The organism is Bradyrhizobium sp. AUGA SZCCT0105 (assembly GCF_018129565.1).
Lineage (GTDB): Bacteria > Pseudomonadota > Alphaproteobacteria > Rhizobiales > Xanthobacteraceae > Bradyrhizobium.
Window position 1 is genome coordinate 469,277 of record NZ_JAFCMK010000001.1, and the last position, 19,766, is coordinate 489,042.

The window sequence follows — 19,766 nt, forward strand, 5'->3', positions numbered from 1 at the left end:
GGTTGCAAGGCAGGGTCCGGACCCGCTGTGGCGCGTTTCGCGCGACGGGATACCGTTTTCCCCTGCGGCAAGTGCGCAGCGCTTGCGCGGGGATCACGCTCAACAAGGTAGGGAGCGCCGATGACGGCAGCATTCACGTTTCCCGGGCAGGGCTCGCAGGCCGTTGGCATGGGCAAGGCCCTGGCCGACGCCTTTCCGGTCGCCAAGGCCGTGTTCGACGAGGTCGATTCCGCGCTGGGCGAGAAGCTGACCGCGATCATCTGGGATGGTCCGGGCGAGACATTGCAGCTGACGGAAAATGCCCAGCCGGCGCTGATGGCGGTCTCGATCGCCACGTTGCGCGTGCTCGAGAGCGAGGCCGGCTTCTCGGTCGGCCGCAACGCGGCCTTCGTTGCCGGGCACTCGCTCGGCGAGTATTCGGCGCTTGCCGCCGCCGGCAGCCTGACCGTCAGCGACACCGCGCGGCTGCTGCGGACCCGCGGGCTCGCGATGCAGAAGGCGGTGCCGGTCGGCGCCGGTGCGATGGCCGCGCTGCTCGGCCTCGATTACGAGGCGGCGGTCGCGGTCGCCAATGAGGCGGCGCAGGGCCAGGTCTGCCAGGCGGCCAACGACAATGGCGGCGGCCAGGTGGTGGTCTCCGGCGACAAGGCAGCCGTCGATCGCGCGGTGGAGATTGCGAAAACCAAAGGGGCAAAACGCGCCATGCTGCTGCCGGTGTCGGCGCCGTTCCACTGCAAGCTGATGCAGCCGGCGGCCGATGCGATGGCAGAGGCGCTGTCCGGCGTCACCATCAAGGCGCCCGCGGCGCCGCTGGTCTCCAACGTGCTGGCTTCGGCGATCACTGATCCCGACGAGATCCGCCGGCGCCTGGTCGAGCAGGTCACGGGGACGGTTCGCTGGCGCGAGTCGGTTGCCTATATGGCAGGCCAGGGCGTGACGCGGTTCTTCGAGATCGGCGCCGGCAAGGTGCTGAGCGGCCTCGTCAAGCGCATCGCCGATGGCGCGGTCGGCGTGTCCGTCGGCGGCCCGAACGATATCGCTGCAGCCAAGGACGCGCTGGCAGCTTCGGCCTAATGCAGCCGGAAGGAGAATTCGATGTTTGATCTGACTGGCAAGACGGCGCTCGTGACGGGCGCAACCGGCGGCATCGGCGGCGCGATCGCGCAGGCGCTGCACGCGCAGGGCGCGACGGTCGCGATTTCGGGGACACGGCGCGAGGTGCTGGACGGCTTCGCGGCCAAGCTCGGCGAGCGCGTTCATGTGCTGCCGTGCAATCTCTCGAGCAAGGATGACGTCGAGGCGCTGGTGCCGGCGGCGGAAGCTGCGATGGGGCAGGTCGACATCCTGATTGCCAATGCCGGCATCACCCGCGACAACCTGTTCGTGCAGTTGCGCGACGAGGATTGGGACGACGTGATTGCGGTCAACCTGACCGCGACATTCCGCCTGGCGCGCGCGGCGACCAAATTGATGATGCGCAAGCGCTTCGGCCGCATCATCGCGATCACCTCGATCGTCGGCGTCACCGGGAATCCGGGGCAGGGCAACTACACCGCGTCGAAGGCCGGCATCATCGGCCTGATCAAGACGTTGGGCGCCGAATACGCCAAGCGCGGCGTGACCGCGAACTGCATCGCGCCTGGCTTCATCAAGACGCCAATGACGGATGCGCTCAACGACAAGCAGCGCGAAACCATCCTGGCGAAGGTTCCTGCGGCGCGGCTCGGAACGCCCGAGGATATCGCTGCGGCGGCGGTCTATCTGGCCTCGAACGAGGCCGCCTACGTCACCGGACAGACGATTCACGTCAACGGCGGCATGGCTATGATTTGAGCTGGTTGCTGGCTCTCGCAATGCGGCGAAAAGCCGTTTTCGGGAGCCGGTTCAGGCGTGTAGTCAAGGCTTGGGAAGTATGATAGCTGAACCCCCCATGGATGGGCAAAGAACGCCATTGCAGGATTTTGAAACCCTGTATATTGGCGTGGCGACGCCTGCCGTTCGCCGGGGCTTTAGTCGGCTACGACCGGGCCGAATCAAGACTATGCGCGACTGAGTAATCGAGACGACCACGATGGCTCGTATCGTCTTGGGGTCGGGTCCAATGGAACAACGAGGTTGAACGATGAGTGAGATTGGCGAGCGGGTTAAGAAGATTGTGGTCGAGCACCTTGGTGTCGAACCCGAGAAGGTGGTCGATAGCGCGAGCTTCATCGATGACCTCGGCGCCGACAGCCTCGACACGGTCGAGCTCGTGATGGCTTTCGAAGAAGAATTCGGTTGCGAGATTCCCGACGACGCTGCGGAGACGATTCTGACCGTGGGCGACGCGACCAAGTTTCTTGAGAAGAACGCGAAGAGCTGACGCCGATCGCGAAGTTGACGGGGCCGGACGGACCGTGTTCGAGCGGTCCCCCGGCTTCTTATTATTAGCCGCGCATTGCCGGCCGGAGACGTGGAAATGAGACGAGTTGTCGTCACGGGGCTGGGCATGCTTACACCGCTCGGCTGCGGCGTTGACGCAACTTGGACGCGCATCCTCGCCGGAGAGAGCGGCGGCAAGAAGATCGACACCTTCGAAGTGTCCGACCTGCCGAGCCAGGTCGCCTGCTACATTCCGCGCGGCGACGGCTCCAACGGCACCTTCAATCCCGATCAGTGGATGGAGCCGAAAGACCAGCGCAAGGTCGACGACTTCATCCTCTACGCGATGTGCGCGGCCAGGCAGGCGCTCGACGACGCCAACTGGCATCCGAAGTCCGATGAGGACCAGTTCGCCACCGGCACGATGATCGGCTCCGGCATCGGCGGCCTCACCGGCATTGCCGAGACCGCGGTGCTGCTCAAGGAACGTGGACCGCGCAGGGTCTCTCCCTTCTTCATTCCGGGCCGCCTGATCAATCTGGCGTCCGGCTACGTCTCGATCGAGCACGGCCTGAAGGGCCCCAATCATTCGGTCGTCACGGCGTGCTCGACCGGCGCGCACGCGGTCGGCGATGCAGCGCGGCTGATCGCGCTCGGCGACGCCGACGTGATGCTCGCAGGTGGCGCCGAATCGCCGATCTCCCGCATCGGCATCGCCGGCTTCTGCGCGGCGCGTGCGCTGTCCACCGGCTTCAACGACACACCGGAAAAGGCATCGCGGCCCTACGACAAGGATCGCGACGGCTTCGTGATGGGCGAGGGTGCCGGCGTCCTCGTGCTCGAGGAATACGAGCACGCCAAACAGCGTGGTGCGAAGATCTATGCCGAGGTCACCGGCTACGGCCTGTCGGGCGATGCCTTCCACATCACCTCGCCGCCGCCGGACGGCAATGGCGGCTTCCGCAGCATGAGCATGGCGCTGAAGCGCGCCGGCCTCGTCGCATCCGATCTCGACTACATCAATGCGCACGGCACCTCGACGCAGGTCGGCGATGAGATCGAGCTCGGCGCGGTCGAGCGTCTGCTCGGCAATGCGGCTTCGAAGGTTTCGATGTCGTCGACCAAGTCGGCGACCGGACATCTGCTCGGCGCGGCCGGTGCGATCGAGGCGATCTTCGCGGTGCTGGCGATTCGCGATAATGTGGTGCCACCGACCATCAATCTCGACAATCCGTCGGTGCAAACGGCGATCGATCTTGTGCCGCACACGTCGCGCAAGCGTGACGTGAATGTGGCGCTGTCCAATTCCTTCGGTTTCGGTGGCACAAACGCCTCCGTGATCGTGCAGCGCGTGACCAATTAGTAGGTCGTTAGAGCGTTTTCGAGCGAAGTGGGTACCGGTTCGCGTGAAGAAAACGCGTCAAAATAAGAATCTAAAGTCCCGTTCCGATGCGATCGGAACGGGACTTTAGAACTAGTCCACCGTTTTGCCGTATTCCGCGGTGACTCCTAATAGCGGGCGCATGCTATTGGCCGGGCAGGGGTTTGTCCGGCCACGATTCAACCGGCAGGATATTGGTTTGCATCGATGAGTGAGAGGCCGCCCATTTCACCAAGGAGTCCACGTGCCGCGCTGGAGCCCGAACAGGTTCCGCCGCCGCCCAAGCGCTCGGATCGTGCCCGCAATCCCTTCGTGATCGTCGGCAATGCCATCTTCACCATCCTGATCATCCTGATGATCGGCGCCGGCGCCACCTATTACTACGGCAAGCAGACGCTGGAATCGCCGGGGCCGCTGCAGGAAGACAAGATCGTCAATATCCCCGCGCGTGCCGGCAAGCGTGACATCGCCGACGTGCTGTCGCGCGAGGGCGTCATCAACGTCAATCCGTGGGTCTTCATCGGCAGCGTGTTTGCGCTGAAGGCGAGCTCCGACCTCAAGCCCGGCGAATATTCGTTCCAGAAGAACGCCAGCCTGCGCGACGTCATCGCCACCATCGTCGACGGCAAGGTGGTGCAGCACGCCATCACGATCCCGGAAGGTCTGACCTCGGAGCAGATCGTGACGCGGCTCACCGACAACGACATCTTCACCGGCTCGGTGCGCGAGATTCCGCGCGAGGGCACGCTGTTGCCCGAGACCTACAAATTCCCACGCGGCACCACGCGCGACCAGGTGATCCAGCGCCTGCAGCAGGCGCAGAAGCGCGTGCTCGCCGAGATCTGGGAACGCCGCAACACCGATTCGCCGCTGAAATCGCCGGACCAGCTGGTGACGCTGGCCTCGATCGTCGAGAAGGAAACCGGCCGCGCCGACGAGCGCAGCCGCGTCGCCGCCGTGTTCGTCAACCGCCTGCGGCAGAGGATGAAGCTGCAGTCCGACCCGACCATCATCTACGGGCTGGTGGGCGGCAAGGGAACGCTGGGGCGTCCGATCAAGCGCAGCGAGATCACGCAGCCGTCGCCCTACAACACCTATGTGATCGACGGCCTGCCGCCGGGACCGATCGCCAATCCCGGCCGCGCCTCGCTGGAGGCGACCGCCAATCCGGCGCGCACCCGTGACCTGTTCTTCGTTGCCGACGGAACCGGCGGCCACGCCTTTACCGAAACCTACGACCAGCACGCCAAGAACGTCGCCAAGCTGCGCGCATCGGAAAAGCAGATCCAGAACGACACCGTCGAGCCCGCGGATGATCCGGCGCCGGCCGCCGCGGCGCCGGGCGCGGCCGATACCAATCCCACGGCGGCCACGCCGCCGAAGCCCACCAATCAGAAGAAACCGCCGCGCAGCGGTCGCCAGGGCGCAGCCCAGCAGACCACTTCGCCGCCTGTTGTGCAGCGCTAAAGCGCGATGCGATCATCGCGCTTTAGCTTCTTGTTCGAGCATAGTCTTTCGGAAATCCGCTTCACAGTTTTCCGGACCATGCCGTAGCTCTGCATTTCCCGAAGGTGGACGTAATTCCACTTTCACGGAATCCGTTTTAAGGTTGCACCGGCTGCCCGCGAGTCTCGTCGTCTCCGGGTCAGTCCCATATCCTTCTGTTGGAGAGTTCACGCGATGGCGCTATCGAGCATGACTGGCTTTGCCCGAAGCCATGGCGCGAGCGGTCCCTATACGTTCGAGTGGGAGCTGAAGTCGGTCAACGCCAAGGGCTTTGATCTGCGCTTGCGGCTGCCGCCGGGCTGGGACGAGCTGGAAGCCCTCGCCAAGAAGCGGGCCGGCGAGTTGCTGTCGCGCGGCACGGTCTACGCCAATCTCAGCGTCAAGCGCACCGATGCGGCGCAGACCATCCGGATCAATGAGGACGTGCTGGCCGCGGTCGTGAAGGTCGCAGGTGAGCTCGCGCAGCGGATCGACGCGGTGGCGCCGAGCATCGACGGATTGCTCGGCATCAAGGGCGTCATCGAGGTGGTCGAGCCTGACAGCAATGAGGACGAGGACAAGGCGGCGCGCGAGGCGGCGGCGAAGGCGTTCGAGCAGGCGCTGGGCAGCCTCGTCGAGATGCGCCGCCGCGAGGGCGATGCGCTGGGCCAGATCCTGATGCAGCGCATGGACGAGATCGAGCGACTCGCCAAGCGCGCCGAGACGGCTCCCGGCCGCAAGCCCGAGGCGATCAAGGCGCGGCTTGCCGAGCAGATCGCGGCACTGCTGGAGACCTCCGATCGCTTCGATGCCGACCGGCTGAGCCAGGAGGCGATCCTGATCGCCACCAAGGCCGATATCCGCGAGGAGCTCGACCGCATCGCCTCGCACATCGCCCAGGCGCGCGAGATGATCGGCAAGGGCGGCCCGGTCGGGCGCCGGCTCGACTTCCTCGCCCAGGAGTTCAATCGTGAGGTCAACACCTGCTGCTCGAAGTCGAACGACGTCGAGCTGACCAATACCGGGCTCGAAATGAAGAACGTGGTCGAGCAATTCCGCGAACAGGTCCAGAATCTGGAGTGAACGATGACGGCGCAGGGTTTTGATGGCGTTGAGCGGCGCGGACTGATGTTCGTCCTGTCGTCGCCCTCGGGCGCCGGCAAGACGACGCTGTCGCGCATGCTGATCGACCGCATGCCGGGGTTGAAAATGTCGGTGTCGGCGACCACGCGGCCGAAGCGGCCGGGCGAGGTCGAGGGGCGCGACTACTTCTTTGTCGACAAGACGAAGTTCGAGGCGATGGCCAAGCAAGGCGAACTGCTGGAATGGGCCACCGTGTTCGACAACCGCTACGGCACGCCGCGCGCGCCAGTCGAGGCGGCGCTGGCGGCCGGCGAGGACGTGCTGTTCGACATCGATTGGCAGGGTACCCAGCAGTTGCGCGAGAAGGCGCGCGCCGACGTCGTCAGCGTCTTCATCCTGCCGCCGTCGGCGGCCGATCTCGAGAAGCGGCTGCACACCCGTGCGCAGGATTCCGAAGAGGTCATCCGCGGGCGGATGAACCGCGCCACCCATGAGCTGAGCCACTGGGCGGAATACGACTATATCGTCGTCAACCAGAACGTCGACGACGCCTTTGCCGAGGTGCAGTCGATCCTGAAAGCCGAGCGGCTCAAGCGAGAGCGCCGCACCGGCCTTACCGAGTTCGTGCGCGGCCTGCAGCGTCAGCTCGAGAAGTAGCTTGCCGATGCGATCCGGGGATCGCATCATGTCTCATCTGCTTTCTTGAGCGCTCTCTAAAGCGCGATGAGATCAGGTTGAATCGTCATCGCGCTTTAGCTCCTTGTTTGAGCATGATCTTTTCGGAAAACCGCTTCGCACTTTTCCGGATCATGCTTTAGTTCGCCGCGCTGCGCGCCAGCCGCTGCAGCATCGCGGCGATCTGCTTGTTGTCCTGCTCGGTTTGATCCGCCTCGCGCGGCGTCTCGCGGCGAGCAGCCGGCGTCTCGGCGCGGCGCGGAACCGGTGTCTCCGACCGGCGCGGCGCAGCCTCCGACAGACGCAGCGGACGGTCGCGGCCGACCACGGCCATCGGCGGCGCCGGCTCGGTGTGGAGTGAATCCCAGGGCGCACGCCATTCATCGCTGATCTCATAGGGCGGCGTACGGGTGCGGGTCAGCCCGAACACCAGCGCGCTGACCAGGCCGGCCAGCGCCAGCGCGCCGACCATCACGATCAGCAGCATCTGCGTCGAGGAGGACGACTTCTCGGCGGACGCCTCGGCCGTCACGGGGGCGGCTGATACTGGCGCGGCTGCCTGTTGTGGCATCGGATCGGCCTGCGCGACCACGGTCGGCTGGTCTGCTGCGTGCCGGGTTCCGTTGGTTCCGGCCATGCTCGATGCATCGAGCCATCTGGCATTCACCTCCGATGACTGGCCGTTCGCGCCGCTGGGCGCGGCGGACGCCGTCGGGGCGGTCGTTGCCGCGGTCCCGGCCTGACCGGCATCTGCGCTCGGTACCGGCGCGGCCGCCGCCTGCTGCGGCGAGGGCCACTCGGCGTGCGCATCGGCGACGGACTTGCGCATGGCCGGCTGCGGCGCCGGCTGGCTCCGTGGCGGCGTTGCATCGGCGGTCGCGGTGTCCGGCGCGGCGGCCGCTGGCTGCTGCTGCGTCGCCGCGGTCCTGGCGACGGTCTTGGTCTTGGCGTCACCGAGATACCAGCACTGCTTCTTGGTGCTGCGGTCGAGGTGATAGAACCAGTGGCTCCCCGCAGGCGCAGTTCCCTTCGGCGCGGACTGACAGCTATCCGCGGTCTTCGCATTCGCCGTAGTGGTGCTCGCCGTGCCGGCGGCGGTCTGGGCCATGGCTGTGAAGTTGGCAGCGGCCAACATGCTGACGGCAAGCGCCGCAGCGAATTTCGCTGAACGATTTGACATACGCGTCCCCGGTATTCTTTTTTACGCAAACGCTGGTGCAGCCAATCTCGGTAAAGAGTTGGGTCGCAATGCGCCGCAAATCCGGAACGGGTAGGGCTTAATTGAGGCTCGTGGCGGACCGCAATTGCGGCGTGCCGGTGGCAGCGCGCATGCTGGCTCGCTCAGGGAGTGGACTACCGCTTTGACGCAGTCCAGTGGCCCTTGCATCCGTCAGATCGCACGAATGAGCCGGAACCGCTGCGGCCCGAGAAACGGCCCGAACTGGTCCAGCTCAAGCCGCCGGCGGATCCGCTTCCCGTCGTGGATCCGTTGGGGCTGACTTGCCCGGAGCTCAGCTCTCCCGAAATGCTGCCGCCGGAGATCACCAGTCGTTCAGTGCTGGAGCCGCAGGGCGAGCCCTCTGCGACAACCACCCACGCACCATCGAAATTGCCGCTGCCGCCACCGCCCTCGCTGCCGGTCTTCCGCGTGGCGCGGCGCGGCGCCTCCGAGCTCTTGCGTCGCGCCGGCGTTGACGGCGCGACGGCGCGCGGCGCTGTGCGGCTGCCGGACAGCGACTTCTCGTCATTGCCGATGCTACCGCCGCTGCTACCGGACTGCGCGAGCGCGGCCGTTGAACCCGCGAGGCAGAGCAGGGCAGAGAACAGGATCGTTCGGGCGTTCGGTTGAAACATCGTTTGCATGGTCGGGCGTGTCCAAATTCTTGGTTTGCAAATTCAGGGTCCGAGCGTCGCTATTGTTTTGTGGCGGTCCAGGTCCCGCTGCAGCCGTCGGAGCGGCGGAACGTTCCCGAGCCACTGCGGCCGGACAGACGGCCCGAACCGATCGAGGTCACGCCGTTCGAGCGCAACACGGACCGCGCCGCGCCACTCGGGCTGACGGATCCGGTGAGGCCCTCGCCGATGATCCTGCCGCTCGTGACCACGACCGCGCCGGAGGCGGTGCCACCGCAGCCCACCGAGGTAACCACCCAGGCCCCGTCGGTGCTGCCACCGCCACCACCACCGCCGCTCCTGCGCGCGGTGTGGCGAGGCTCCTCCGATTCCGGCTTGCCGCGCCGGGCCGGCCGATCGGATTCGACGGAGCGCGGCGCGGCGCGCGAGCCGGACAGTGATTTCTCGTCATTGCCGATGCTGCCGCCGCTGCTGCCGGACTGCGCAAATGCAGCCGTCGAGCCGGATACGAAAAGGAGCAGGGCGGAAAACACGACGGGGCCTGGCGTTGAGCGAAATACGCTTTTCATTTTCAGCTCGATCCAATGTGACCAATTCAGTGCCCGGAGCCGTCGGCGCAGACGGCATCGATAATGCGACAGGATTTCCCGGCCTTGCCGCATTCGTCAAGCGCGGCGGTCTTGGCGCGATCGAGCGTGTCGCGCTGGATCAGCGACCAGGACTTGGCTGATATCGCGAACGCGCCGCAGCGCGAGCCGTAGAAGGAAAGCTCGAGGGTGCATTTGGCGCCGCCACATTTGGTGCGCGCGTCGTCGACCGCGGCACGCCGTGACGCATGCTTCCAGGAGATGCCCCATTTATCGATGTCCGGGCCGTAGACGATCGACCCCCAGGGTTGCAGGTCCTCCATCTTGCGCAGCCGCGTCAGGAGGCCCTCGGTCGCTTCGCCGGTCGGCGTCATCGCGACCTTCTCCTGGAATTTGCTGATCGCCGCACGCATGCCGTTCCTGCTGTCGAGCGGCTCGGGATCGAAATTGTGCTCATAGAGCCGATCGCTCAATTCGCGCAGCAGCGCAACGTCCTTGATCGGGATGCGATCGGGATCGGGCCGCAACGTGCCGGGCAGTTGCGGCTCGGGCTGCGGCGCGACCGCAACCTTTTGCTCGGCCACCGGGGGCACGAAATAGAACGTTCCGTCGATCGGCGACGACGAGACCCAGGGCTGTTGCGAGCCGCCGGTCTCGCGCTTCACCGCAAGTCCGACCTGGTTGAAGGTCTGGAAGATGTCGAGGCCGGCGAGCTTGATCGTGGCGGCCAGTGCCTTGGTGTAGGGGCTGTGGCCGCCGGTGCCGTCCTGCGCGACGTTGCCGGGTTGCGTGGCGTAGGAGATCAGGGTGCCCTCCGGGGCGCGCATTTGCGCCAGGCCGCCGTCTGCGACGCGCAACCCGCGTCCACCGAACGGGTTGTTCCGGCAGGCATCGAGGATCACCATGTTGAGCCGTGTGCCGGAGCCTTGCATCTGCCTCAGCACCAGATTGACGTCGAGCATCTGGAAATCGACGTCGGCCTCGCGGGTGGCGTTGGCGCTGACCGGGACCAGGTAATTCGCGCCGGAGACCTGGACGCCATGGCCCGCATAATAGAACAGCGCGACGTCGGCGCCCTGCACCTGCCGGCCGAAGCTCTGGACGGCGATGTCCATCGCCGGCTTGTCGAGATCGAGCTGGGCGCGGCCGCCGACCAGGGTGAAGCCGAGGCCTGCCAGCGTCTCGGCCATCAGGGCGGCATCGTTGCGGGGATTGTCGAGCCGCGTCACGTTCTGGTAGGCGGAATTTCCGATCACCAGCGCGACGCGCTTTTCGGTGGCGGCCTGCGCCGCGCCGACAAGTGCTTGCCACAGCAGCGCCAGCAGCGCCGCGGCCGCCAGGCTCCTGCCTTGCACTGCTCCGTGCATGCCCCGTACCCTCTCAGCCTCGCCGGAAGATTACCAGCGCGCCCGGCAGGACAAAAGCAGCAGTCGGCTCCGCAAGGCGCGACCAAATGGGCTCATAAGGGGGATGTCCCGCCGGCGGTTGCGCGGCCGGCGGGACGTCTTCGTTAGTTCTTCAGGACGATGCGTCCCACGACCTTGCCGGCGCGCAATTCATCAATCCATTTCTGGACGTCGGCCATCGGCTCTTCCTTCATCGGCGTCGGCTTGATCTTGCCGGCCCGGGCGAGCGCCATCAGCTCCTGGCCTTCGGCCAGCGTGCCCACCATGAAGCCTTCGATGGTCATGCGCTTGTAGACCCATTGCACCATCGGCAGCGTGAACTGGCCGCCCATCAGGCCGGACACCACGATCTTGCCGCCGCGTGCGACCGTCGACACCGCGAACGCCATCGACTTCTCGTTGCCGGCAAAGTCGACCACGCCGTCGAAGCCGCCGTCGCTCTCCTTGAGCATGCGCTTGACGACATCGGGCTCCGCGGGATCGTAGGCCGCCGCCGCGCCATTCTTCAGGGCGGTCTCGCGCGCCGCCGGGCTGAGATCGGCAACCGTGATCGGCTGCTTGAACATCGCCTGCGCGAACGACAGGCCCATCATGCCGACGCCGCCAAGCCCGATCAGCAGCAGGTTGCGCTGCCGCGGACGATCGACCAGGCGCTTCAGCGCGCCGTAAGCCGTGACGCCGGAGCACATCAGCGTGGCGGCCTGATTGACCGGCAGCGGATCGTAATCGAGCAGGTATTTCGCGTCGGGCACCAGCACGTGGGTGGCGAAGCCGCCGTCGATCGAGACACCGAGGAAGCGCTGCTTGGCGCAGAGATTCTCGTCGCCGGCGAGACAGTCACGGCACTGGCCGCACCCGATCCAGGGAAACACCGCCTTCTTCGTTCCGACCAGATCCTTCGGCGCATCGGGACCGACCTCGTCGACGACGCCCGCGATCTCGTGGCCGAGCGTGAAGGGCAGCGTCATGCCGCGGGTGGTGTCGAGCTTCTTGCCGCCGCCGAGATCGGCGTAGCCGTCCTGGATGTGGAGATCGGAATGGCAGAGGCCGCAGCGCTCGATGCGCACCAGCACTTCGCGTCCCTGCGGCTTGGGCGTGTCGACGATGGTTTCGCACAGCGGTGCATCGAACTTGACGAGGGATTGGCGAACCATACGCGCCATTACGTTTTCTCCTGATGTTCTATTTTGTGGACCGTATATCGGCCAATTCCCTGGCCATGGCAACAAAGCCCGTGACCGGAATGGTTTCGGCGCGCCGCGTCGTGTCAATATCGGCTGCGGCAGCAAGCCGCGCCGGATCGACCGACAGCGACTTCAGGCTCTGGCGCAGCATCTTGCGGCGCTGGCCGAAGGCGGCGGCGGCCACCTGCTCGAGCATGCGGCGGTCGCACGGCTCCGGCGCGGGGCGCGGTATCAATCGTACCACCGAGGAGGTGACCTTCGGCTGCGGCACGAAGGCTGCGGGCGAAATGTCGAACAGGATCTTGGTTTCGGCGCGCCAGTTGGCGAGCACCGCGAGCCTGCCATAGGCTTCCTCGTCCTCATGGGCGACGATGCGCTCGGCGACCTCGCGCTGGAACATCAACACCATGGTGTCGTACCAGGGCGGCCACGGCTCGATCGACAGCCAGTCGACCAGGAGCTGGGTTGCGATGTTGTAGGGCAGGTTGGCGACGATCTTGGCCTTGCCGCCATCGAGCAGGGGACGCGGATCGAAGTGCTGCGCGTCGCCATGCACGATCTCGATGCGGCCGGGATAGCGCTTGACGATGTAGTCGAGCGCATCGATCGCGCGCTCGTCGCGCTCGATGGCGATGACGCGCTTGGCGCCCATCGCAAGCAGCGCGCGCGTCAGTCCGCCGGGGCCGGGTCCGACCTCGATCACGGTGGCCTCTTCCAGCGGGCCCGCGGCACGGGCAATGCGCGCGGTGAGATTGAGATCGAGCAGAAAGTTCTGGCCGAGCGATTTGCGCGCCGACAGCGAATGCTCGCGAATGATGTCGCGCAGCGGTGGCAGATCGTCGATCGCGCTCACTTAGCTTGATGCCGCGGCCATGCGCGCGGCGAGCCGGAGCGCGGCGATCAGGCTCGAGGGATTGGCCTTGCCGGTGCCGGCGATATCGAACGCGGTGCCGTGATCGGGCGACGTCCGGATGAAGGGCAGGCCCAGCGTGACGTTGACGGCGTCTTCGAACGCGACGGTCTTGATCGGGATCAGCGCCTGATCGTGATACATGCAGAGCGCGCAGTCATAGGTCTTGCGCGCGGCTGCGTGGAACATGGTGTCGGCCGGCAGCGGGCCGCGGGCGGCTATGCCGTCGCGGCGCAGGATCTCGACCGCGGGCGCGACGATCTCGATGTCTTCCATGCCGAGCGTGCCGTCTTCGCCGGCATGCGGGTTGAGGCCGGCGACCGCAAGCCGCGGCGAGGCGAGGCCAAACCGCGCCTTCATGTCGGCGACCAGTATCCGCGCGGTCGACACGATCAGGTCGGTCGACAATTGCGCCAGCGCCTCACGGACCGACACATGGATCGTCACGGGGACGACGGCGAGCGCCGGCGACCACAGCATCATCACCGGCTGCGGCGCGGGCCCGCCGCGGGCGGCAAGTTCGGCGAGGAATTCGGTGTGGCCGGGATGGCGGAAGCCGGCGCGGTACAGCACGTTCTTGGCGATCGGATTGGTGACGACGGCGCTGGCCTTGCCCGAGGCGACATCGGCGACGGCCTGACGGATCGACGCCAGCGCGGCATCGGCGCTCGTTCCGTCGGGCTTGCCCGGTCGCGCCGTCGCCGCCTTGCCGGTCGCAACGACGGGCAGGGCCCGTGCAAATGCCGCGGAAGCCTCCTCGGCGCTGACCTCGGCAAACTCGACGGCAAGCCCGAGCGTCCTGGCGCGCTCGGCCAGGGCCGCGCGGTCACCGAGCAGATAGAACGGCGGAAGATCGAGTTCGCGACGACGCAGCCACGCGGCGAGCGTGATGTCGGGGCCGATGCCTGCGGGCTCGCCGGATGTCAGTGCGAGAGGTTGAGCCATGCGTCAACGATAGTCGATCATCGCCCGCCTGGATATTCGATCATCGCGGCTTTCCGGACTTCCTGCAGATAGGCCTTCGACTTCGCCTCGTACTTCTGCACGTACATCTTGTCCCGCATCTCACGCTTCTTCGGCGTGTCCACGGTAGTTGCCTTCCGGCCGCAGAGGGCGACCATTTCGACGCCCTGCTTGGTGAGTTCGGGAGGGGTGAGGTGGCCGACCGGGGTCTTGTCCAGGATGTCGCGCAGCGACTGCGGCAGGTCGGCCGACGTCTTGACGACGATCTCGCGGATCGCGGCGTTGCGCATCGACTTGAAAAAGGTGTTGGCTTCCTCGCAGGAGGTCACGCGCTCGCGCAGGGTGTCGGCCTCCTTGCGGCGGTTCTCGAACTCGGATTGCGGAGAGCCGCGCGGCACGATCAGAACGACCGGCTGCATCCGGTATTCGAACGCTTCGGCGTCGGGCGCGTCGCCGGTCTCCTTGACCGCAGTGGCGACGTCCTTTTCGCCGACCTGCAGGCTTTCCTTGAAGCGGCCGCGGACCAAGCTGGTCCAGACCATGTCGGCCCTGATGCGTTGCTTGAGCGTATCGGGGCGGATGCCCTTGCTCTCGAGGACCTTGGTCAGCTGGTCGTTGTTCAGCCGCATCCGTTGCGCCATGCCGCCATAGGATTGCTCGATATCGTTGGCGGTGGGATCGACGCCGAATTTCTTGGCTTCCTTGATCTTCAGCTTCTCGTCGATCAGGTCGTCGAGGATGGCCTTTCGATCGGGATTCTTGCCGCCGGTCAGGCCGTTCAGCTTGGCGCGCTGCTCGATGTCGAAATTGGTGATGGGTTCGCCATTGACCATCACGGCGATGGTCTGGGCATGCAGTCGCGCAGCGCCCCCAAACAGGAGGAAAAGAGCCAGCAGGGAACTCAACACCAGCGAATGGCAGCGCGTTGGGAGGCTAGCGGTCGTCATTGTGGTCATGTCAGCCGTTTAAACCAGTTCAAGCCGGGGCCACAGGCCCACGGGCAATACAAGCCCCCAATTCAAGCCCCTAATACAACCGCCTTGGCAGGCCCCTCGCTCGCTACTGCATGCCAGCCGAACTGCTGGTCGTGGAGGTCTGGGCGATGGTCCGCAGCCCGATCTGGAACATGAATGCGTGGCTGAGGACGGGCGGCTGCGAGCCGGCCTGATAGGTATAGGACGTGATGTAGTTGGCAGCCAGCACGAAGCAGTCGTCCACATAGCCCGCGCCGACGGCATACTGGTTGATCTTGTTCGCTTCAAGGTCCCAGCGCGCCGCACCCTGAACCACCCAGTTCGACGCAACCTTGACCGATCCGCTGGTGAGGATGCCCTCGCGGCGCGTCAGGTAGCCGAGTTCCGGCTGCGCTGCATAATCGCCGTAGGTCACGGCAACCGACCAGCGGTCGAAATTCGCGCTCGCCGTGGCCTCGAAGCGGTTGATGTTCCAGGTCGCTTCATCCATCCGCGAGCGGACGCTGAAGGTGTAGGTACGGTTGGGCGAATAGGCGAGGCTCGCGACATAGTCCGAGCGCGGGTTCTGCAGGCCGGAATCGATGCCGGTGTTGGTGACGTCGGCGACCGCGAACGAGTTCATCCCGAACATCTGGTAGGACTGTCCGAACATCCCCTTGATGCTGCCGCCGCGGTCGAACTGCGTGGTGGCCTGCACGCCGACATTGGCGCGGCTGCCGCCTTCGACGCGGTCGTAGCCGGAGAACTTGTCGACCGCGAACAGGTTGCTGGTGTCGAACACCAGGCTCTGCGCGTCCTCGTTCGGAAGCTTGCCGGCATTGGGTTCGTTGGGCCGGATGATGACCTGCGCAATCGGCTCGACGGTGGTCGTGCCCCACGGCTGCACGTTGATGAAGGGGTAGCGGTATTCGAGGCCGACGGTCGGCATGAAGCGGACCGTCTGGGTATCGCCGACCGGCAGGAAGTTGGAAACGCCCGGCTGATTCGAGATGTCGGCGTTGATCGCATCGGCGCGGACGCTGGCGAACGGCGTCCAGATCTGGCCGAGCGGGTCGGTGTAGGACTTGCGCCACTGCGCCTCGGCCGTCAGCCTTGTGTAGGTGCCTGGCATGCCGCGCAACAGGCACTGCGACGGCAACCGCGCCATCGGATCGGCGGAGGCGGTCGTGCACAGGCTGTTGGTGTTGGCGGTCGTCGTGATCGGATCGAACACCGCGGTTTCGCGGGTCAGGTTGACGAAGTTCATCTTGTAGCTGAACTCGCCGCCCAGGACGTTGTTGTTGATCACGTTGTTGTAGTCGATGACGGGCGCGACCACCGGGACCTGGTTCTGGTTGCCCGAGTAGCTGAGGTAGTAGATCGCGCGCGCGTCAAAGAAGCTGCGATTGCCGACACCGGTCAGATAGAGCTGCGAGATCGCTTCGGTCGGCAGCGACAGGAACGAACCGAACGGATCCTTGTACTGGGCGAGCCGGTAGTCGGACATGAAGAAGTAGTCGGACAGCACGACGCCGTCCCAGCCCCAGACCCATTTGTCGTTCAGCGCGAACTGGCCCTTGGTGTCGACGCCCCAGCGGAACTGGCGGTCACCAGGCTGGCCCTTGAAGGCGTCCTGATCGATCTGGTCGATGCCGTAAAGCCGGATCTGATAGGAGCCGTCCGCGAAGCGCTGGCGGAATTCGGTCTGCAGCAGCACACCCTGCTTCGAGGTGATGCGCGGACTGAAAGTCGCGTCCATGTCGGGCGCGATCGCCCAATAATACGGGATTTCGACGCCGTAGCCGAACGCCGTGTAGCTGGTGAAGCCCGGCATCAGGAAGCCGCTCTTGCGCTTCACGGTCGGATCGGGCGTCGAGAAGTAGGGCAGATACGCCATCGGAACGCCGAAGAATTCGAGCTGGGCGTTCTCGAAATACAGCATCTTCTCGGTCTGATTATGGATGATGCGCGCGCCCTTGACCTGCCAGAGCGGCGGCTTCTTCGGATCATCCTTACAGGGCGCGCAGGCGGTATAAACGCCGTTGTCGAACACCGTGTAATTGCCGCTGGACCGATCGGCGCGGGTCGCCGCCATGCGGGTCTGGTCTTCGGTGTCGACGCGCAGCGAATCGACGAACCCGTCGCGGTAGTCGTCGCTGAGATCCAGGATGTTGGCGTAGGTGATCTTGCCTTCCGCATCGGTCATGCGGATGTTGCCTTCGGCATGAAGACGCTTGGTCTTCTGGTCGTAGATGACCTTGTCGGCCTCGACGCTGGTGCCGTTGTAGAACATCTGGACGTTGCCGACGGCCGAGATGCGGCTGTTGTTGTAGTCGTAATCGACCTCGGTCGCCTGAACGAGCATCTGCCCGTCATTCTTGGCCGGCGGGCGGACCGGCTTCGGCGGACGTGGATTGTAGGTGAATGCCTGCGCTGCAGCCGGCGTCGACGCGACGACGTCGATCGCGCTGACCACGACGAACGCGGCAAGAAGAGCAGAAATCGAAACGCCAAACGCGGCCATGCGGCTCCGTTGACGGCGCAGGGCACTGCGCCGCCCGGATACAGGCGACCTCAACTGGCGGGCGGCGACGGTAGCCACTACCCGTCCTCCTGGTACAGCAAGGCTAAGAAACCGGTGAGGCTACCCACAACGACAGGCAACCACGCCGCAGCGATGGGATGCATCAACTCAGCCTTGCTCAAATCTTCAGTTACTTTCGACAGGACGTAGAGCAGAAAGCCTGCGCCCACGCCACTCAAAACCATCTTCTGCACGCCGCCCATCCGGAAGAAGCGGAGGCTCACAGAAGCCGCCAACATCACCATCGCAGCCAGCAAAAACGGCTGCGCGATAAGCTTGTGATACTGCAAGCGATAGCCAGCCGTCGCGAACCCTGAGCTCTCCGACGAACGGATGTAGTTCGGCAGTTGCCAAAAGGACACAGTTTCAGGGGTGGAGAAACTGTTGCGCACCTGCGCAGGGGTCAAGGTGGTGGTCAGGTAGAAGGTGTCCTGATCTACCGGAGCCTTGTCGAGGGTGTATCGGCGTACTCCCGTGAACGCCCAGCGGCCTTCTTCGAGCGTCGCTTCGCGGGCCTCGATTCGTTCCTTGAACTGCAGCGCCGTATCGAATCGGAACACGGTGAGGCCGGTCAGCCGGATGCCCTGCTGCTCGCTGCGGGCCGCATTGATGATCGCCTGACCTTCGTCGTTGATCTGGTTGAGCCAGAAACCGGACGCGTCCTGGATGCCGCCGCCCGGCGCCGAGCCGAACAGCTCGGCCTCCATCCGTTTGGAGAGCTCGCGCAGATTGGCCGACACCGGATTGTAGGCGGTGGTCGCGAAGATGCCGAGCACGATCGCACTGACCAGCGCCGGCGAGATGAATTGCCAGGCCGAAACGCCGGCGGCGCGTGCCACGACGAGCTCCAGCCGCCGCGACAGTGCGAGATAGCAGGTCATCGCGCCGATCAGCACGCAGAACGGCATCAGTTTCTCGAGCAACTGCGGCACACGGAACAGCGAGGTTTCGGCGACCGTGATTGCGGAGGCCCCGACGAGGCTCGACGTCTTGCGTACCATCTCGATGTAGTCGACCAGCACGAGCAGCACGAAGATGCCCGCAAACACGCCCACCGCCGCGACGACGAAGCGGCCGGCGAAATAACGCCCGAGCGTATTTGTGACCATGCTCATGCGGTGGCGGGCCTCCGGAAGAGGCGCGCAATGCGCTCGTTGTTCCTGTTGATGACTTCCATCAGTGCTGCCGGCGGTTCGACGACCACGCCGCCGACGATCATCCAGATCCCGACACCGATGCCGGCGAATAGCATCAGGTATTGCACCAGGGCCGCCAGCGGCGTCTTCACCGCCATGACGGAGCAGGCGAATCCGACCATGCGCAGGCCGAACACCGCGAAGACCGAGCCGCCGATCGAGAAATTGCGGCTTTGGCGCGTGGTGCGCGGCGCGCCGAGGAAGGCAAAGGTGAGGGCCGCGAACGCGAACGGATAGATCGGCGCCATGAAGCGATCATGCAGCTCGGCGAAGAACTGGCCCGACAGCTGCTGATAGGTCTGGTCGTTCTCGTCCGGCCACATCAGTTCCCAGAGGTAGCGCTCGCGAATTCCGAGCGTGACGTCGCGGCCCTGCGAGAATTTCGACATGTCGAACGCGTAGCGCTGAAACACCACCAGCGTCGGATCGCGCTTGCCGACTTCGAATCGCTCGAGATTGCCGTCCTCCAGCACGAGGTATGAGCCGCTCTCGTTCTTCAGCACGGTGCCGTGGTCGGCCACGATGGTGACGCGCTGCTGCGGATCGCGCCGATCGTCGACGAAAACGCCGCCGAGCACGCCGCCGGGCAAGCGCTCGCGGATCCGAATCGTCAGGTTCTGATCGAGCTGGGCGAAGCGACCGGGCTGCAGGATGTTGGTCAGAACGTCGGCGGTGATCTCGGCATCCCACTGCTTGATTCGGCGCATGCCGTCGGGGGCGAGATAGGCGCCGATGAAGGCGACCAGCGCCGCCACCACGCAGGTGGCGAAGAAGAACGGCCGGAACAGCCGGAACGGCGAGAAGCCCGCCGCATTCATGACGATGATCTCGGAATCGGTCGCCAGCTTGTTCAGCGTGTGCGAGATCGCGATCATCAGCGCGATCGGGGCGATGATCAGGACCAGGGCAGGAATCACGAGGCCGGTGATGCCGAGGAAGGTGACGATGGTCTGACCCTGGCTGGTCATCAGGTCGATGCCGCGCAACGCCTGGGTAATCCAGATCACGCCGGTAAGGCTGACCAGGACAAGCGCAAACGACGCCAGCGTCGTTTTGAAGATGTACTTGTCGATCGACCCCATCGCTACCGCACGGCCCCCTTGGCGCAACCAAACGCACGGCTTTCGACCAATCCCGTCAACCC

The 19,766-nt window shown here is 65.1% G+C and carries 18 protein-coding genes; 7 read left to right on the top strand and 11 right to left on the bottom strand.

Annotated features, from left to right (window positions below; translation table 11 throughout):
* Positions 1 to 120: 120 nt before the first annotated feature.
* The 7 genes from fabD to gmk all read left to right on the top strand — a co-directional run bounded on the left by fabD (position 121) and on the right by gmk (position 6,967).
* Entirely contained in the window at positions 121 to 1,074 is a 954-nt protein-coding gene (gene fabD / locus JQ573_RS02145) for an ACP S-malonyltransferase (protein ID WP_212317736.1), read from the top strand.
* A gap of 21 nt (positions 1,075 to 1,095) precedes the next feature.
* Positions 1,096 to 1,833: a 3-oxoacyl-[acyl-carrier-protein] reductase gene (gene fabG, locus JQ573_RS02150; RefSeq protein WP_024581467.1), complete on the top strand. Its 738-nt coding sequence runs from the start codon at positions 1,096 to 1,098 to the stop codon at positions 1,831 to 1,833.
* 289 nt (positions 1,834 to 2,122) lie between these two features.
* A complete protein-coding gene (locus JQ573_RS02155; RefSeq protein ID WP_002716125.1) occupies positions 2,123 to 2,362 on the top strand; it encodes an acyl carrier protein in 240 nt (79 codons plus the stop codon).
* A gap of 96 nt (positions 2,363 to 2,458) precedes the next feature.
* A complete protein-coding gene (gene fabF, locus JQ573_RS02160) occupies positions 2,459 to 3,724 on the top strand; it encodes a beta-ketoacyl-ACP synthase II (protein ID WP_092113439.1) in 1,266 nt (421 codons plus the stop codon).
* A gap of 225 nt (positions 3,725 to 3,949) precedes the next feature.
* Positions 3,950 to 5,209 (top strand): endolytic transglycosylase MltG, encoded by a 1,260-nt coding sequence (mltG, locus tag JQ573_RS02165; RefSeq protein WP_207838903.1) that lies wholly within the window; start codon positions 3,950 to 3,952, stop codon positions 5,207 to 5,209.
* Positions 5,210 to 5,422: 213 nt separating this feature from the next.
* Entirely contained in the window at positions 5,423 to 6,310 is an 888-nt protein-coding gene (locus tag JQ573_RS02170; protein WP_092113443.1) for a YicC/YloC family endoribonuclease, read from the top strand.
* Positions 6,311 to 6,313: 3 nt separating this feature from the next.
* Entirely contained in the window at positions 6,314 to 6,967 is a 654-nt protein-coding gene (gene gmk, locus JQ573_RS02175) for a guanylate kinase (protein WP_212317734.1), read from the top strand.
* 157 nt (positions 6,968 to 7,124) lie between these two features.
* Here gmk and JQ573_RS02180 read toward each other — a convergent pair whose 3' ends face one another.
* The 11 genes from JQ573_RS02180 to lptF form a co-directional block, all read right to left on the bottom strand.
* The gene (locus tag JQ573_RS02180) at positions 7,125 to 8,165 is read right to left on the bottom strand and encodes a hypothetical protein (RefSeq protein ID WP_212317733.1); all 1,041 of its coding nucleotides are present in this window, start codon (positions 8,163 to 8,165) and stop codon (positions 7,125 to 7,127) included.
* Positions 8,166 to 8,338: 173 nt separating this feature from the next.
* The gene (locus JQ573_RS02185; RefSeq protein WP_249131186.1) at positions 8,339 to 8,848 is read right to left on the bottom strand and encodes a hypothetical protein; all 510 of its coding nucleotides are present in this window, start codon (positions 8,846 to 8,848) and stop codon (positions 8,339 to 8,341) included.
* Positions 8,849 to 8,898: 50 nt separating this feature from the next.
* Positions 8,899 to 9,408 carry a hypothetical protein gene (locus JQ573_RS02190; RefSeq protein ID WP_212317731.1) on the bottom strand — a complete coding sequence of 170 codons (510 nt, stop codon included), beginning with the start codon at positions 9,406 to 9,408 and terminating at the stop codon, positions 8,899 to 8,901.
* 26 nt (positions 9,409 to 9,434) lie between these two features.
* Positions 9,435 to 10,793: a caspase family protein gene (locus JQ573_RS02195; RefSeq protein WP_212317729.1), complete on the bottom strand. Its 1,359-nt coding sequence runs from the start codon at positions 10,791 to 10,793 to the stop codon at positions 9,435 to 9,437.
* 143 nt (positions 10,794 to 10,936) lie between these two features.
* Positions 10,937 to 11,995 (bottom strand): alcohol dehydrogenase, encoded by a 1,059-nt coding sequence (locus tag JQ573_RS02200; RefSeq protein WP_095734264.1) that lies wholly within the window; start codon positions 11,993 to 11,995, stop codon positions 10,937 to 10,939.
* 19 nt (positions 11,996 to 12,014) lie between these two features.
* Positions 12,015 to 12,869 (bottom strand): 16S rRNA (adenine(1518)-N(6)/adenine(1519)-N(6))-dimethyltransferase RsmA, encoded by an 855-nt coding sequence (gene rsmA / locus JQ573_RS02205; protein WP_212317727.1) that lies wholly within the window; start codon positions 12,867 to 12,869, stop codon positions 12,015 to 12,017.
* Positions 12,870 to 13,871, bottom strand: coding sequence for a 4-hydroxythreonine-4-phosphate dehydrogenase PdxA (pdxA, locus tag JQ573_RS02210; protein ID WP_212317725.1), 1,002 nt, complete (start codon positions 13,869 to 13,871; stop codon positions 12,870 to 12,872).
* A 17-nt stretch (positions 13,872 to 13,888) separates the two neighbouring features.
* Complete coding sequence (locus JQ573_RS02215) at positions 13,889 to 14,836, bottom strand: SurA N-terminal domain-containing protein (protein WP_212317723.1); 948 nt, start codon at positions 14,834 to 14,836, stop codon at positions 13,889 to 13,891.
* 112 nt (positions 14,837 to 14,948) lie between these two features.
* Positions 14,949 to 17,366, bottom strand: a complete 2,418-nt coding sequence (locus JQ573_RS02220) for an LPS-assembly protein LptD (RefSeq protein ID WP_212317721.1) — start codon at positions 17,364 to 17,366, stop codon at positions 14,949 to 14,951.
* A 77-nt stretch (positions 17,367 to 17,443) separates the two neighbouring features.
* A complete protein-coding gene (gene lptG, locus JQ573_RS02225) occupies positions 17,444 to 18,541 on the bottom strand; it encodes an LPS export ABC transporter permease LptG (RefSeq protein WP_092113464.1) in 1,098 nt (365 codons plus the stop codon).
* On the bottom strand, positions 18,538 to 19,704 hold the full coding sequence (gene lptF, locus JQ573_RS02230; protein WP_212317719.1) for an LPS export ABC transporter permease LptF: 1,167 nt from the start codon (positions 19,702 to 19,704) through the stop codon (positions 18,538 to 18,540). The genes lptG and lptF overlap by 4 nt, the downstream gene beginning before the upstream one ends.
* Positions 19,705 to 19,766: the final 62 nt, after the last annotated feature.

Bases quoted from the DNA above. Each gene is read 5' to 3' on its own strand.
- fabD (WP_212317736.1), top strand. From the start codon at position 121: ATGACGGCAGCATTCACGTTTCCCGGGCAGGGCTCGCAGGCCGTTGGC.
- fabG (WP_024581467.1), top strand. From the start codon at position 1,096: ATGTTTGATCTGACTGGCAAGACGGCGCTCGTGACGGGCGCAACCGGC.
- JQ573_RS02155 (WP_002716125.1), top strand. From the start codon at position 2,123: ATGAGTGAGATTGGCGAGCGGGTTAAGAAGATTGTGGTCGAGCACCTT.
- fabF (WP_092113439.1), top strand. From the start codon at position 2,459: ATGAGACGAGTTGTCGTCACGGGGCTGGGCATGCTTACACCGCTCGGC.
- mltG (WP_207838903.1), top strand. From the start codon at position 3,950: ATGAGTGAGAGGCCGCCCATTTCACCAAGGAGTCCACGTGCCGCGCTG.
- JQ573_RS02170 (WP_092113443.1), top strand. From the start codon at position 5,423: ATGGCGCTATCGAGCATGACTGGCTTTGCCCGAAGCCATGGCGCGAGC.
- gmk (WP_212317734.1), top strand. From the start codon at position 6,314: ATGACGGCGCAGGGTTTTGATGGCGTTGAGCGGCGCGGACTGATGTTC.
- JQ573_RS02180 (WP_212317733.1), bottom strand. From the start codon at position 8,165: ATGTCAAATCGTTCAGCGAAATTCGCTGCGGCGCTTGCCGTCAGCATG.
- JQ573_RS02185 (WP_249131186.1), bottom strand. From the start codon at position 8,848: ATGCAAACGATGTTTCAACCGAACGCCCGAACGATCCTGTTCTCTGCC.
- JQ573_RS02190 (WP_212317731.1), bottom strand. From the start codon at position 9,408: ATGAAAAGCGTATTTCGCTCAACGCCAGGCCCCGTCGTGTTTTCCGCC.
- JQ573_RS02195 (WP_212317729.1), bottom strand. From the start codon at position 10,793: ATGCACGGAGCAGTGCAAGGCAGGAGCCTGGCGGCCGCGGCGCTGCTG.
- JQ573_RS02200 (WP_095734264.1), bottom strand. From the start codon at position 11,995: ATGGCGCGTATGGTTCGCCAATCCCTCGTCAAGTTCGATGCACCGCTG.
- pdxA (WP_212317725.1), bottom strand. From the start codon at position 13,871: ATGGCTCAACCTCTCGCACTGACATCCGGCGAGCCCGCAGGCATCGGC.
- JQ573_RS02215 (WP_212317723.1), bottom strand. From the start codon at position 14,836: ATGACGACCGCTAGCCTCCCAACGCGCTGCCATTCGCTGGTGTTGAGT.
- JQ573_RS02220 (WP_212317721.1), bottom strand. From the start codon at position 17,366: ATGGCCGCGTTTGGCGTTTCGATTTCTGCTCTTCTTGCCGCGTTCGTC.
- lptG (WP_092113464.1), bottom strand. From the start codon at position 18,541: ATGAGCATGGTCACAAATACGCTCGGGCGTTATTTCGCCGGCCGCTTC.
- lptF (WP_212317719.1), bottom strand. From the start codon at position 19,704: ATGGGGTCGATCGACAAGTACATCTTCAAAACGACGCTGGCGTCGTTT.